This is a genomic window from Parahoeflea alexandrii (genome assembly GCF_024105735.1).
GTDB lineage: Bacteria > Pseudomonadota > Alphaproteobacteria > Rhizobiales > Rhizobiaceae > Hoeflea > Hoeflea alexandrii.
The window spans coordinates 419,894-433,507 of record NZ_JAAAML010000001.1 but is presented as its reverse complement, the minus strand read 5'-3'; the positions used below and the strand labels follow the sequence as shown (position 1 = coordinate 433,507).

The window sequence follows — 13,614 nt, the reverse complement described above, 5'->3', positions numbered from 1 at the left end:
GCCACCCCCAACACAAACGAAAGGCGCGGGCAACCACCCACGCCAGGCCTGACGGCCATTCTGGATAAAACCGGCAGTGACAGCCTGAGGATCAGACTGCGCGGTTCGAACGGTGCCCGGCGTCGCGCACTTCCAGTGCGGCTGCCTTGTCGTATTCGGCCTGCGCTTCCTCGAGCGCCAGTTCGGCCGCATCAAGCTGCACCTTCAATTCCTTGATGGAAGTCTGCAGATTGTCGGACCGCTGGCGCGCGGCTTTTGCAAATGTTGGATAGGCGAAATGGGAAGGATCGGTAATGCCCGCCTTCTTTTCCTCGGCGGTGATCTGGTACTCCAGCTCGGCTGCCATTTTTTCCATTTCAGCCATCATCAGCTGGATCTGCCCAAGCTGACGGGTTTTCTCGTTGACCTGAAATTGCTTCAGGCGAACATGGCTCTCACGCGACTTCATACGCAATACTCCCGTGATGCGAGATCCCGGTTAATGAAACTCGTTACACTGGCCACATGCCAGTCCCGATGTGCAAATAATGACCACGACGTTAACTTTTTGCCCGTCGCGGTAACCATTCGTTTACGGGCATCGTTAATACTAACTCTCATGGTTTAAGGCGGGGTAAACGGAAAGCATGATTTTTTCACCCGCCATTCCGGAGTCCTTTGAATCACTTAGAGCCATTTCTTGATGTGTTGAATCAAGAAATTCTGAGAGTTTTTTTGGAATGAAATCAGGAGTCTGCCAGTGATAATTAACATTGTGATAGTGGTTGCCTAACCTGATCAGAATTTGTTAACCATTCCATGGCAGCCTCCAAATCAGGCAACGACTGGATCCGTATCGCGTAAGTGGATCTCAAAAACCTTGCGGCGGCGGAAAAGGGGATAAATATGCGGGTTCTACTGATCGAGGATGACAGCGCCACAGCTCAGAGCATCGAGTTGATGCTGAAGTCTGAAAGCTTCAACGTGTACACCACGGATCTGGGCGAAGAGGGCGTCGATCTCGGCAAACTTTACGACTACGACATCATTCTGCTCGACCTCAATCTTCCGGACATGTCCGGATACGAAGTCCTGCGGACCTTGCGGCTTTCCAAGGTCAAGACACCGATCCTGATCCTCTCCGGCATGGCCGGCATCGAGGACAAGGTTCGCGGTCTCGGGTTTGGCGCCGATGACTACATGACCAAGCCGTTCCACAAGGACGAATTGGTGGCACGCATCCATGCGATCGTGCGCCGTTCCAAGGGACACGCCCAGTCGGTCATCACCACTGGCGACCTGGTGGTCAACCTCGATGCCAAGACCGTCGAAGTGGGATCGCAGCGGGTGCACCTGACCGGCAAGGAATACCAGATGCTGGAGCTGCTTTCGCTCCGCAAGGGCACGACCCTGACCAAGGAAATGTTCCTCAACCACCTTTATGGCGGCATGGACGAGCCGGAACTGAAGATCATCGACGTCTTCATCTGCAAGCTGCGCAAGAAGCTTGCGACATCCGCCGGCGGCAAGAACTACATCGAAACCGTCTGGGGCCGGGGCTACGTGCTGCGCGAACCCGACGAGAACGAGATCCTCGAAAGCGCCTGATCTACCCTCCCCTTCACGGGATTGGGCCTTGAAACAAAAAACCCGCCGGACCGGCGGGTTTTTTGCTGTCTGCCAAACTGATCGCCAGCTCGGGAATACGAACGGATCTTCTTGCTCTCTTGGCGAATTCTGTGGATCGGTCAGGCAGCCGCCGCGTAGGGCGCAAAAGCTTCCGTCAGGCTGCGCCGGTCGAATGGCTTGAGCAGGAAATCATCGGCTCCGGCTCGCTTGCCCGCCATCATCTGCTTGAATTCCTTTTCGATCATCAGATAGAAAATGCGCACATCCTTGCCGCCCTCCATCTGACGAACCGACGAGATCAGGTCCAGCGCACCGGTCATGCCTGCATCGACGCAGAGGATATCGGGAAGCTGCGCATCGCACATGATCATCGCCTCTCCGGCGTTCGACGCTTCGATCACGAGATAATCAAGCCCGGTCAGGATGCGCTTGGCAACCTTGCAAATCACGGCGGAATCATCGGCGATCATAAAGCGGCGCATGGCACGTCTCCTCTGGCGTCTTTGGGACGCACCGATTTGCCGGTGCGTCCTCATTACCCAGGAGACTAGCCGAAACCAGCGAAGATTTCGTAATCAGACAGGCTTAACGGAGCGTTGCCGCCCGTTCGGCTGCCTGTGTCAGCCCGCGGCCTTCGGCTCGGCGGTGAACACCACCTCGTCCGCATTGGCCGAGCAGGACAGGGTCAGCCCTGCCTCGTCTGCGAGCAGCACCGTGTAATAGGGCTGGATCGAATGGGCATCGATCGCCTCTTCGATGTTGCCTGAATAGATCTCGAGAAACTTTGGCGGCACCCGCACCATCTTGCCCCTGCTGACCAGCCGGAAACGCGGCTCGGTCTCGGGCGTCTCGATCGTGACGTCGATCTGGCCGCCGCGCGGAATCGCCCCATAGGCGACGAGAAACAGGTTGAGCAACAGCTTGACCTGGTTCTTCGGAATGATCGCCCGCGGACCGCTCCAGCTGACTTCGGTCTTCTTGTCGGCCGACACATAGTCGATCACCGCCTTCTCGGCCTCTCCGGTATCGATCGATGCGCCGACGGAGCCCGAAGCGCCAAAGGCAAGCCGGGCAAACTTGAGCCGCACCGAGGCGTTGAGCGCGCTGGTACGGATCAGGTCCATGGCATCGGCGTCCGCACCCCCCTCGTCGAGCAGCTCCAGCCCGTTGTTGATCGCGCCGACCGGCGAGATGATGTCGTGGCAGACACGGCTGCAAAGCAGCGCAGCTAGGTCAGGACCTGCCAGGGTCAGGTTGTGATTTTTCGACATCAAGAATCTCCTCTTTGTGCCCCGCGCGTCGAATCGGCTGGGCAGCAAAATCGCACCGGGTGCAGTTGTTCGCAAGCGCTTGAGGCAAGAAGCCGGTTATTGGCCGCTTGCCGCAAGGCGCCTGAACGATCTCGCCCTAAAGACACCACATTTGGTAAACTGCTTATTAAGATCGCCGCGCCACAATGTGCTCAATCTTTCCTGCGGTATATACCGGCCAATCAACGGAGTGGACCTCATGATCGCGTCCCGCCTTTGCCTTCGCGCATTCGCCACTTTTTTCCTCGCAGCCCTGGTCATCGCCGGAACGGTGTCCGGCACCCGGGCCCAGGCAGCGAATTCCTCGCAGTACGACATGCAGGAGATCATCGACGCCGGCCATGGTTTCTTCGGCTCCACCTCAGGAGGCCTCGCCAAGCTTGTCGAAAAGGTGTTCCAGTCCTACGGCCTGCCGAACGGCTATGTGCTTGGCCAGGAAGCCTCAGGCGCCCTGATCGGCGGATTGACCTATGGCGAAGGCCAGCTTTACACCAAGAACGCCGGACAGCACGACGTGTTCTGGCAGGGGCCTTCGCTCGGCTGGGACTATGGTGGCGAGGGCAACCGCACCATGATGCTGGTCTACAACCTGCCCAGCGTGGAAGGCGTTTATGGCCGTTTCGGCGGCGTTTCGGGGTCGGCCTATGCGGTTGCCGGCCTCGGCATGACCGTCCTCAAGCGCGGCGGCATTCTCGTGGTTCCGATCAGAACCGGCGTCGGCGCAAGGCTCGGCATCAATATTGGCTACCTGAAGATGACACCGACACCGACCTGGAATCCGTTCTAGACAGGTTGAACCGGAAACTGGACTCAAGCGGCTGGAGACGGCCGCTTTTTCTTGAAATGATCTTCCATACACTGCGCCAGCCATGAGCTCATTCTGCGCTTGACGCTTGCCGATCGGGCGCCGCCATGCTTAATGCTTTTGCAAGTTTTGGCCGGAGGCGTCTTGAGCCCGGCATGTGACTGTGTGGATACGGTGTGATCGAGTTTGTCCTGTTATTTGCGCTGGGTTTTCTGGCTGCCGCTCTCGTTGCGCTGATCGTCGCGCCGATCATCCACCGGCGCGTGGTCAGCCTGACCGAGCGCCGCATTCGCGCCAGCGTGCCACTGTCGGTGGCCGAGATCCGCGCCGAGAAGGACATGGCGAGAGCCGCCTATGCTGCCGAAAATGCCCGCCTTTCCGTCGATCTCAAGCACAATCGCGACCAACTCACCGAAAGTGTAGCGCGCGGGACCCGGCTGAGCAACGAGCTGGTTGCTATCCGGGCCGAGAAACTCGACGCGGTGAAAACAATTGAGGAGCAGGAATCCAGCATCCGCGACCTCAATGCCCAGATGCATGATCGCGACGCGAAGATCACCACCCTGACCGGAAATTTTTCCGACGCCGCGCGGCTCGCCGAGGCCCGCAAGCACGAAATCGCCATGCGCGACGATCAGATCAACCGCCTTGGCTCCGAAATCGAGGAACTCCGCATCGATCTGGTCACACTCGACACGGAAGCGGAAAATTTCAAATCCCAGATCCGCGAACTCCGAACCGAGCGCAACCAGTTGCGCGAAGCCCTCAAGGACGCCGAGGCAACCAGCCGCGATCTTGAAAACCGGCTGAAGAGCAATGACGAGCGGCTGACGCAGAACGACGAAAAGCTCGCCAAGACCATCACCGCGCTGACCGATCGCGAGAATGCGCTCGAGCGGCGGATTGCCGAAGTCGACCGGTTCAAGAAGAAGAACCGCGAATTGTCCGACGAGTTGCGAGCCACCAAGTCGGCGCTGAAGGAAGCCAACAGCCAGGCCAGGAAGGCAGCCGCTGGAACCAGGAGCCAGCCGGTGACGCCGGCAAGCTCCAGCGCTGAGGCTGCCGGCAACGAGGACGCGGCCGCAAGCGAACCAGCCGAGGAAACCGAAGTCTCGGCACCTGAACCCGCATCCATTACGACCTCGGCCCGGCCGAGCGCCGAGATCCACGAGATCGTCCGCGAAAAGCCTGACGGAACCGCCAGGCCAGCGGCGGCGCAGGCTGCGGCGAAACCATCTGCGCCCCCCGCCGCCGAGCAGGCCGACACCCTCAGCGACGATGAAAAGGTCGACCGCCTCCGCGCCCGCCAGGCCGCCCTGATCGAGCGACTGCTGAAGGCCGACAAGGACGACAACGACGCCGCTTTACGCCGCGAAATCGCGATGGTTGCGGCCATGATGGTGGAACTGACCGCAAGCAGGGATGGCGGCGCATCGCCGATCCACAACATCCTCAAGGGCAGCGAAGACGCTTCGCAAACCCAAGGCGACGACCCGAGCCTCGCCGCCCGCTCAAGGGAACTGCTGTTCGGAAACCGCTAGAACTGCGACGTTGACCGGACCTGGTCCGCGGCAACATCCCAGCCAGCACTGCAGCCTGACATGAAGAAGGCTTCTAGGCTCTCGTCCGGCCCATCCGCGTGGCCGCATGCCACAGCGCAATGCCGCTCGCCGTCGCCACGTTGAGGCTGTCCATACCCGGCGCCTGCTCGATCCTGAGCGTCCGGATCCGGCTGACAAGGTCTGCGGGCAGTCCCTCCCCTTCCGTTCCGGCAAGCAAGGCCAGCCGTCGGCCCGGCTCAAAGCTGCTCAGCGCCCCGGTTCCGCGCGGCGACAGCCCGGCAACTTCGAAACCGTGCGCGGAGAGCGCCGACACCATCTCCCCGATCGAACCGGCCCGGCAGAACGGAACCCTCAGCGCCGCCCCGACCGAAACCCGGATCGCCTTGCGGTAGAGCGGATCGCAGCAGGAGCTATCCAGCACCACGCCGTCAGCGCCAAACACCCCGGCATTGCGGAAGATACCGCCGATATTGTCATGATTGGCAATGCCGCAGGCAGCCACCAGCAAAGCCTTTTCCGGCAGGCCCGACAGGAATTCCTCGAACGAGCTTGCCGGCAGATGCCGCCCGACAGCCAGGATGCCGCGATGCATGGCAAAGCCGACGGCGGCATCGAGCACCTCGCGGCCCGCAACATAGACCGGGCATGCGGGATCGATCCGGCCGAGAACGTCGCCAAGCCCGTCGACGCGGTTTTCAAGGATCAGCGCCTTCTCGAGCACGAACCGCCTGGACCCGGCCTCGGCATCCATGAGCGCCTGCAGCACCACCCGGCCTTCGGCGATGAAGCGGTCGCCGCGCCCGGCCAGGTCACGGTCGCGCATCGCGGTGAACTCGGCAATGCGCGGATCCAACGGATCCTCGATCCTGATCAGCCGGGCCGGGCTTTCGGAATGCATGATCAGCGGGTGATCACGACGATGTCGCTGACAATCCGCCCGACCGCAATGTCGTGAACGATAACGCGCCGCGAACCGTCGGCGGCCCGGCCGAAAAAGCCGATCCGGTTGCCGTCGAGCGACACGCTTTCGACGACGAACCCGGCCGGCAGCGCCGCCACGCCCTCCACCGGCGCATCGGAGGGAACGCTGCCTGCCGAGCCTGCCACCTGCGCGGTACCCGCCGCCGGGTCGTCGGCCTGCGTGAATTTATAGACAATCGCGCCCAGCACGGTCATAAGACCGATGAACATGATGCCGATCGACACGGCCAGCAGCCGGACCATCTTGCGCCGGACTTTTTCCATCTCTGGATCAAGCGGCTTCTCGTCGAGATCGTCCTCGTTGATTTTCGACATTTCCATTCCTTGCCGGGCGGACCCTGATAGTGAAGAACGCGACACCGTTTACCGAAGCCGACAGCGATAGGGAAGCCCAAGATGCCGATCAGGGCCAGCCGGGCGCCCAGACCCTGGTCGCCGGCGAAGATGCCGAGGGCCGGCTCGATGCCTGGCTCGCAGCCGAACTCGAGCCGGACCTGTCGCGCAGCCGCATCAAGGCGCTGATCGAGGCGGGGGCTGTGACCGTCAACGGCGTGACTGCCAAGCAGGCCAAGCACAAGATCCATCCCGGAGACCGGGTCGAACTCGAGATGCCCGAACCGGAAGATCCCGATCCCGTCGGCGAGGACATTCCGCTCGAAATCCTTTATGAGGACGACGACCTCATCGTCATCAACAAGCAGGCGGGGCTGGTGGTCCATCCCGGCGCCGGCAACTGGACCGGAACGCTGGTCAATGCGCTGATCCATCATTGCGGCGACAGCCTCTCAGGCATCGGCGGCGTACGCAGGCCCGGCATCGTCCACCGGCTCGACCGCGACACCACCGGGGTGATGGTGGTGGCCAAGAACGATCTCGCCCACCGCCACCTGGCCGAGCAGTTCGCCGACCACGGGCTGACGGGGCCGCTCGAACGCGCCTACCAGGCCATCGTCTGGGGCAAGCCGCAGGGGCTGAAGGGCACCATCAATGCCAGCCTCGGCCGCGCTCGGGACCGCATCCGACGCGCCGTGCGCACCGACCACGGCGACGATGTCCGCCACGCGGTCACCCATTATCTGGTCTGCGAGCGCTACGAGGAAAAACCCGACGGCACCTGCGCCGCGACGCTGGTGGAATGCCGGCTCGAGACCGGCCGCACCCACCAGATCCGCGTCCACATGGCCCATATCGGCCATCCGCTGATCGGCGACCTCGACTATGGCGGTGCCTTCCGCACCAAGGCCAACCGGCTGCCCGAGGAAGTCCGCAACGTCGTCAACGCCTTCCCGCGCCAGGCGCTGCATGCCTTCCTGCTGGTGTTCGAACACCCGACCAGCGGCGAAACCCTGCGTTTCGAGGCCCCGCTTCCCGCCGACATGGAAGCCTTGCGCGCGACCCTTGCAAGCCTCTGAGAGCGGTCGCCCGCCGCGGATCACATCACCGTGATGCCGGTTGCACCTTGAACCCGGCTTTCGCCACAATTAAATGCCATGTCAGGGCAGTTCGGGTGCGATGTTCGGTCCGAACCTGCAGGCTTGCCGCAAGGAAGCCGAAAATCGGGATAAGGGGGTGCTGTCATGGCCCAAGTCAAATTGCCGTCGATCTCTGCCGGCGAAAACGGTCTCAATCGCTATCTTGCCGAAATCCGCAAGTTCCCGATGCTGGAACCGCAGGAAGAATACATGCTGGCCAAGCGTTTCCTCGAGCACGAGGACACCAAGGCCGCCCACAAGCTCGTCACCAGCCATCTGCGCCTGGTCGCCAAGATCGCCATGGGCTATCGCGGCTACGGCCTGCCGATCGGGGAAGTGATCTCCGAGGGCAATGTCGGGCTGATGCAGGCTGTCAAGAAATTCGATCCGGAGCGCGGCTTCCGGCTGGCGACCTACGCCATGTGGTGGATCAAGGCCTCGATCCAGGAATACATCCTCAGGTCCTGGTCGCTCGTCAAGATGGGCACCACCGCCAACCAGAAGCGGCTGTTCTTCAACCTGCGCAAGGTCAAGAGCCGCATCCAGGCCGTCGAGGACGGAGACCTCAGGCCCGACCAGGTGGCCGAGATCGCGACCAAGCTTAACGTCAGCGAGGAGGAGGTCATCTCGATGAACCGCCGCCTCTCCGGCGATGCCTCGCTCAACTCGCCGATCCGCGCCAGCGAGGGCGAGTCCGGCCAGTGGCAGGACTGGCTGGTCGATGAATCCGACAGCCAGGAAGACATGCTGGTCGAGCAGGATGAGCTCGAAACCCGCCGCGCCATGCTCAAGAGCGCGCTCGGCGTACTCAACGAGCGCGAAAAGCGCATCTTCGAGGCCCGCCGCCTGCGCGACGACCCGATCACGCTGGAGGATCTCTCCACCGAGTTCGACATTTCCCGCGAGCGCGTCCGTCAGATCGAGGTCCGGGCTTTCGAGAAGGTCCAGGACGCCGTCCAGAAGGCTGCCGCCGCCCGCGAAAAGGCGCTGGTGACCGTCGAGGACTGAGGCTCGCCGCACGGCGAAACATTCAAGACCCCGGACGCGGAGACGCTTTCGGGGTTTTTTGTGTGTGCTCCAGAGTCGTCGTCCCTTCCACTGCCCCCTCACCAACAAAATCTGCGACTTATCTGCGCTAAGACGGCGATTTTGTATCCTCTCCCACGAGGGGCGAGGAGAGGGACACGCGCTGTCTGCGATCCTCCCTCTCCCCTTCGTGGGAGAGGAAGTAATTTCAGCATCTTAGCGCAAGCTAAGTGCTATAAATTGCAGGTGAGGGGGTTGGCGCCCTTCCCTGCCCCTCCATCCCACGGCAAAATCCCGCGCGCGAAAAACTTCGCCGGCGGCATGGGAGCAGTCTCGGTTTCCGGAACTTGTCCGGACTCGTGGGGCGCGGGCAACGGCCCGTGGTGGTTGGAAGAATGTGGCTTGGCGCGTTCACCCGCGCCCCACCGGCAAGGGATGCCCGCGCCTTCCGGGCGCGAGGCCGGCCCTCCTTCAAGCAAAGCATCACGCAAGCCCTGGGCGGTCTCGTCACGTTCGGCCCTTCGGGGACCAAACCCGCCCTCTCCCACCCGCGCCGCCGAAAAACTCCACCCGGCGCGGCAGGGACGTGTCAGACCAGCGTCCGGGGTGACGCCGCATCGGCCCGGGGGCCCGGCCGGCCCTCAAAACCATGCGGATCGGACGCCGCCGGCTGCACTCCAATCCAGAAGGCAACCGGTTCCGGCCATTCGCGCGAAACGCCCTTGCGTCCATCCACCCCGATGGAACAGGCGCCCGCGCTGGCCGGGGCAAAGCTTCGCAAGCTTCCGGCCCGCAGGTACGGCTCCCGCCAACCGGAACTCACCGCCTCCCGCCGGCCCGGGCTCCGTGGGCCCCGGCCATCCGTTCAGGACGGAAGGCAGGACAAGTGTGGCACGGGGCGGGAGGGTGTGGAAAAAATCTCCGGTTTCACCCGGAACGTTCGGGCCGAGAGGCGACAACGGGCGAACAGCTGATGTCCTTGCAATAGGCTTGATAGCCCATCGCGGGGAAAGAGCCGACCGTCACATCCCATGCAGCGGCGCTCAGGACCGGGGCATGCCGGCCCCTCACATCCCGGCTTCACATCCCGGTTTCGCCTTCCGTCTCGATCTTCAGCGGCTCTCCGCAATGCTTGCAGTGGATCGCATCCGGTTCGTGCCGGTTCAGGCCGCATTCCGGGCAATCATACTTGACCTTGGACGGCTGGAAGATCGCACGCGCCAGCTGCACGAAAAGCGCCACGCCCACGACCATGATGAACACCGACAACAGCTTGCCGCCCGGCGTCGTCATGGTGATGTCGCCGAAACCCGTTGTCGTCAGCGTCGCCACGGTGAAATAGAGCGCATCGATATAGCCCGCGACACCGGCCTGCTCGTCGAAAGCCAGAACGAAAACCAGCGACGTGATCACGAAGATGAAGACGAACAGGTTGACCGCAGCGAGGACCGCGTCCTCGTGACGGCGAAAGAACAGGCTCTCGCGCCTGAGGTCTCGCAGCAGATGATAGGCGTGGATCAGGCGCAAGCCGCGCAGCACCCGCAGGAAAGCCAGATTCTCGGCAAGCAGCGGCCCGAGCAGCAGCGACGCGACCACGACGAGATCCGCAAGCGTGTAGATCCGCGCAAGCTCCCGCCGCCGGTTGTCCGATATCCAGAACCGGGCCGCGAGGTCCAGGAGAATGAGCACGCCGAGACCGGCGTTCACCGCCATCATCATAGGCGTCATTGGCAATGCAGCGGTTGCGATGAAATAGGCGATCGTCAGCGCGTCGAAGACGACGAGCCCGTAGCGAAACCGCCGCGCGCCCTGGCTTCGGCCGGTGTAGAGCAACCTGATCGTTCTGTGCAATTCTTCCATGTTTTCAACATGCCACACCTTGCCGGCGGGAACCAAGTGCCGGAAACCGGCATGGGTGCGGACAAGTCCGGAGCCAAACTCGCACCTTTCTAGTGTTTACTCAGGCTTGCTGGCTCCGCAGCCTTTCGCAGACGCGGCGGATGACCGAACTCGCGCGAAAATTCGCGGCTGAACTGCGTCGCGCTCTGATAACCGACGTCGAGAGCGACGTCGGTCACGGTCTTGTTTCCTCGCTCCAGCAATCGGCGCGCTTCGAGGATACGAAGGATTTTCTGGTATTGAAGCGGCGAATGTCCCGTCACGGTCTTGAACTGTTGATGGAAGGCCGAAAGGCTCATGGCTGATAATGCTGCAAGCTCACTGACAACCAAACGCTCGCGGTAATGGTCCTGAATGTGGCGGACTGCGTGGGCGATGCGCCCGGCGTAGCCATCGAAACGCAGTACCTCTCGGAGCATCCCGCCATGATGCGACTGCAGCAGTCGAAAAACGATCTCGCGATGTATCAGGGGCCCCAACACCTTCGCTTCGAGCGAAAGCTTGCGAATGGCCAGCAATCGCTTCATCGCCTCAATCAGCGCTTCATCCGCCTCTCCAGCGTCGATGCAGCTTGTCGTTGAGGCTGGCGCAAGCTCATGCGCGACTTCCACGTAAAGACTTTGGATCGCGGCAATATCGAGCCGCGTCACCAGAGCCAGGTAAGGGTGCTGTTGTGTCCCCTCCACGACCCTGGTCGTCACCGGGACGTCGTGGCTGACGATCAAGGCGCTGCCAGGCCGCATCTCGATGCGTCTCGGTCCGATGACAATTTCCTTGCGGCCCTGCAGCACAAGGCAAAACAGGGGTTCATAGACCTGCCTATCCACACTGTCGGATGCCTGATCGCACACGATTGCAAGGTTGAGCCCCTGGATCAGATTGATCGACGATCCGGGATCAAGTTCCGAAAGCGCACGGTAAGTATCTGATATTAAGTGATCCAGAGACATGGCAGTGGGTTCCTTAGCGCCGTCTGATCATATGAGAGCAATTGCTCTGGTTCTACAGAAATCCTCAAGCATGGAGAATCGGGCAGAACATCAGGATAAATAGGCATGCTCCCGGTGATGGCGATCTTGTACAACAATCGTATTCGCCTTTCCCGTTACTTTTTCCCGCACGTGAGAGCCCGCCATGCAAAAGCTGACCGATTTGAAATTCCTGTTCCTGGCGGTTGCCATACTGGAGTTCTTCTATTTCGCCGCCGCAATGATGCCGCCGTCCATCATCCCCGTGCTGACGGGCTGGAACTTGAGCCCGGACGGACATTGGATTGTAAAGATCACGGGACTTGCTCTCGGCACCATGGGATACTTTGCATGGATATTCCGGCACGACCCGCATCTCGGTGTCGCGAAAGGCCTGGCTTTTTATCAGATGGCGAGTGCGACGGCGGACTGGGTCATGTGGCTGGTGATGCGAGACCAGGGAATTTTTGACAATGGCCTGGCGCAAACGACGGTGACCGCTGCGATCGTGTCACACTACTTTTTTGGAGTTTGCCTCATCCTGGCAATCAGGAAAAGCCAGGGCGGCGCAAGAGTATCGCAGTAACAGCGGGAGGCACATGGCGCCGATACATTTGTTGCCCGCTTGGCTTGAACGCGCCCGCAGCCCGGCTTTGACGCCGCAACGAAACCGTCAATGGCGGGCTGCATCCCTCCCTTGGGTGACAATGCTGAATGGCCGCTGAGCGCCCAAAGCGCCAGCGGCCCGCCGCACCATCCTGAATTGACCGAGGCCCGCCCGGCCACTTGCCCAAACCCGCCCGCCGCTTTACCAATGACCCGTCATCGCCAGCCTCTCGCGCCACCGGCGCCGGGGCATGAAAACAACCCGCCGGGCATACCGTGAAGCGCAGCCTCTTTCTCCCCCTGCTCCTGACCGCCCTTGCCCTGGTCCTCTCCGGCTGTATCGGGCCCGGCTATTATGCAGAATCGCTCAACGGGCATCTCAATCTCATGGCGGCGCGCAAGGATGTGGCGCGGCTGATTGCCGATCCGGCGACGCCTGGCGCCCTGCGCGGGCGGATGCAGACGGCAAGCGCGATAAGGCAGTTCGCCAGCGACGAACTCGATCTGCCCGACAATGCGAGCTACCGCTCCTATGTCGATCTCGGCCGGGACTATGTCACCATCGCGGTGTTTGCTGCGCCCGAATTCGCGCTGGCGCCTCTGGTCAAGTGCTTTCCGGTGTTCGGCTGCGTGCCCTACCAGGCCTTCTTCTCGCTCGACACCGCGCGCAAGACCGCCTCAGGGCTCCGCGAGGACGGCCTTGATGTGCATGTCTCGGGCGTCACCGCCTATTCGACGCTGGGCTTTACCGCCGACCCGCTGCTCTCCACCATGTTCCGCGATGACGACGCCTACCTGGCGGCGCTGATCTTTCACGAGCTCGCCCATCAGCGCCTCTACGTGAAGGACGACAGCGCCTTCAACGAGGCCTTCGCCGTGGCCGTGGAAACCAGCGGCGTGCGCAGATGGCTGCGCGCGGCGGACGATGGCGAGGGCTTGCGCCGCTACGAGGCCGCCCGCGCGCGCAATGCCGATTTCCTTTCCCTGATCGCGCAAGCGCGCGAGGAGCTGCACGCGGTCTATGGCGGCCCGGGCACCGCTTCCGAAAAACGCGCAGGCAAGCAAGCCGCGATCGAGCGGCTGCGCCAGCGCCACCGGCAGATGCGGGACACGCGCTGGGGCGGTTATGACGGCTATGATGCCTGGTTCGAGGCGCCGATCAACAACGCCAAGCTCGCCGCCACCTCGGTCTACAACGACCTGGTGCCGGCCTTCCTGCGCCTGTTCGACCTGTGCGGGGGCGACTACCCGCGCTTCTACACGGCGGTGAAGCGGCTGGGCGCGCTCGACAGGTCGGAACGGCCTCAAGCGCTTGAGGCAGCAAAGGCGTGTGAGTGAGAGGCAAGGCTGGACAGGAGCGCCGGCCAATCGCCCCCC

14 protein-coding genes are annotated in these 13,614 nt (G+C 62.0%); 7 read left to right on the top strand and 7 right to left on the bottom strand.

The genetic code is table 11. The features are described from left to right. Positions 1-91: 91 nt before the first annotated feature. Positions 92-448, bottom strand: a complete 357-nt coding sequence (locus tag GTW23_RS01905; RefSeq protein WP_152007592.1) for a flagellar export protein FliJ — start codon at positions 446-448, stop codon at positions 92-94. A 437-nt stretch (positions 449-885) separates the two neighbouring features. On the opposite strand from GTW23_RS01905, the gene ctrA reads away from it, so the two are divergent. After that, complete coding sequence (ctrA, locus tag GTW23_RS01900) at positions 886-1,587, top strand: response regulator transcription factor CtrA (RefSeq protein WP_097105788.1); 702 nt, start codon at positions 886-888, stop codon at positions 1,585-1,587. A 140-nt stretch (positions 1,588-1,727) separates the two neighbouring features. Here the strand turns inward: ctrA and GTW23_RS01895 are convergent, their stop codons facing one another. Together GTW23_RS01895 and chpT are read right to left on the bottom strand one after the other, a co-directional pair. Then, positions 1,728-2,090 (bottom strand): response regulator, encoded by a 363-nt coding sequence (locus GTW23_RS01895; protein WP_193217177.1) that lies wholly within the window; start codon positions 2,088-2,090, stop codon positions 1,728-1,730. A gap of 138 nt (positions 2,091-2,228) precedes the next feature. Beyond that, on the bottom strand, positions 2,229-2,879 hold the full coding sequence (gene chpT / locus GTW23_RS01890; protein WP_252914402.1) for a histidine phosphotransferase ChpT: 651 nt from the start codon (positions 2,877-2,879) through the stop codon (positions 2,229-2,231). A gap of 238 nt (positions 2,880-3,117) precedes the next feature. On the opposite strand from chpT, the gene GTW23_RS01885 reads away from it, so the two are divergent. Next, entirely contained in the window at positions 3,118-3,705 is a 588-nt protein-coding gene (locus GTW23_RS01885) for a DUF1134 domain-containing protein (RefSeq protein WP_252914401.1), read from the top strand. A gap of 194 nt (positions 3,706-3,899) precedes the next feature. Continuing rightward, a complete protein-coding gene (locus GTW23_RS01880; protein ID WP_252914400.1) occupies positions 3,900-5,264 on the top strand; it encodes a hypothetical protein in 1,365 nt (454 codons plus the stop codon). Between the two features lie 73 nt (positions 5,265-5,337). Here the strand turns inward: GTW23_RS01880 and GTW23_RS01875 are convergent, their stop codons facing one another. Both GTW23_RS01875 and GTW23_RS01870 read right to left on the bottom strand, forming a co-directional pair. After that, positions 5,338-6,183, bottom strand: a complete 846-nt coding sequence (locus tag GTW23_RS01875) for a TrmH family RNA methyltransferase (protein ID WP_252914399.1) — start codon at positions 6,181-6,183, stop codon at positions 5,338-5,340. Between the two features lie 2 nt (positions 6,184-6,185). Next, the gene (locus GTW23_RS01870; RefSeq protein ID WP_152007587.1) at positions 6,186-6,581 is read right to left on the bottom strand and encodes a hypothetical protein; all 396 of its coding nucleotides are present in this window, start codon (positions 6,579-6,581) and stop codon (positions 6,186-6,188) included. A gap of 29 nt (positions 6,582-6,610) precedes the next feature. Between GTW23_RS01870 and GTW23_RS01865 the strand changes: the two genes are divergently transcribed. After that, complete coding sequence (locus GTW23_RS01865; RefSeq protein ID WP_382265565.1) at positions 6,611-7,678, top strand: RluA family pseudouridine synthase; 1,068 nt, start codon at positions 6,611-6,613, stop codon at positions 7,676-7,678. A gap of 165 nt (positions 7,679-7,843) precedes the next feature. Continuing rightward, entirely contained in the window at positions 7,844-8,746 is a 903-nt protein-coding gene (rpoH, locus tag GTW23_RS01860; RefSeq protein ID WP_152007585.1) for an RNA polymerase sigma factor RpoH, read from the top strand. 1,098 nt (positions 8,747-9,844) lie between these two features. Here the strand turns inward: rpoH and GTW23_RS01855 are convergent. Further along, a complete protein-coding gene (locus GTW23_RS01855; protein ID WP_152007584.1) occupies positions 9,845-10,624 on the bottom strand; it encodes an ion channel in 780 nt (259 codons plus the stop codon). A gap of 89 nt (positions 10,625-10,713) precedes the next feature. After that, entirely contained in the window at positions 10,714-11,613 is a 900-nt protein-coding gene (locus GTW23_RS01850) for an AraC family transcriptional regulator (RefSeq protein ID WP_252914398.1), read from the bottom strand. Positions 11,614-11,797: 184 nt separating this feature from the next. Between GTW23_RS01850 and GTW23_RS01845 the strand changes: the two genes are divergently transcribed. Together GTW23_RS01845 and GTW23_RS01840 are read left to right on the top strand one after the other, a co-directional pair. Continuing rightward, positions 11,798-12,217 carry a hypothetical protein gene (locus GTW23_RS01845; RefSeq protein WP_152007582.1) on the top strand — a complete coding sequence of 140 codons (420 nt, stop codon included), beginning with the start codon at positions 11,798-11,800 and terminating at the stop codon, positions 12,215-12,217. A 296-nt stretch (positions 12,218-12,513) separates the two neighbouring features. Then, positions 12,514-13,575: an aminopeptidase gene (locus tag GTW23_RS01840; protein ID WP_252914397.1), complete on the top strand. Its 1,062-nt coding sequence runs from the start codon at positions 12,514-12,516 to the stop codon at positions 13,573-13,575. The last annotated feature ends 39 nt before the right edge of the window (positions 13,576-13,614 follow it).

Excerpts from the sequence above, each read along its gene's own strand:
- GTW23_RS01905 (WP_152007592.1), bottom strand. The coding sequence starts at position 448 with ATGAAGTCGCGTGAGAGCCATGTTCGCCTGAAGCAATTTCAGGTCAAC.
- ctrA (WP_097105788.1), top strand. The coding sequence starts at position 886 with ATGCGGGTTCTACTGATCGAGGATGACAGCGCCACAGCTCAGAGCATC.
- GTW23_RS01895 (WP_193217177.1), bottom strand. The coding sequence starts at position 2,090 with ATGCGCCGCTTTATGATCGCCGATGATTCCGCCGTGATTTGCAAGGTT.
- chpT (WP_252914402.1), bottom strand. The coding sequence starts at position 2,879 with ATGTCGAAAAATCACAACCTGACCCTGGCAGGTCCTGACCTAGCTGCG.
- GTW23_RS01885 (WP_252914401.1), top strand. The coding sequence starts at position 3,118 with ATGATCGCGTCCCGCCTTTGCCTTCGCGCATTCGCCACTTTTTTCCTC.
- GTW23_RS01875 (WP_252914399.1), bottom strand. The coding sequence starts at position 6,183 with ATGCATTCCGAAAGCCCGGCCCGGCTGATCAGGATCGAGGATCCGTTG.
- GTW23_RS01870 (WP_152007587.1), bottom strand. The coding sequence starts at position 6,581 with ATGTCGAAAATCAACGAGGACGATCTCGACGAGAAGCCGCTTGATCCA.
- rpoH (WP_152007585.1), top strand. The coding sequence starts at position 7,844 with ATGGCCCAAGTCAAATTGCCGTCGATCTCTGCCGGCGAAAACGGTCTC.
- GTW23_RS01855 (WP_152007584.1), bottom strand. The coding sequence starts at position 10,624 with ATGGAAGAATTGCACAGAACGATCAGGTTGCTCTACACCGGCCGAAGC.
- GTW23_RS01850 (WP_252914398.1), bottom strand. The coding sequence starts at position 11,613 with ATGTCTCTGGATCACTTAATATCAGATACTTACCGTGCGCTTTCGGAA.
- GTW23_RS01845 (WP_152007582.1), top strand. The coding sequence starts at position 11,798 with ATGCAAAAGCTGACCGATTTGAAATTCCTGTTCCTGGCGGTTGCCATA.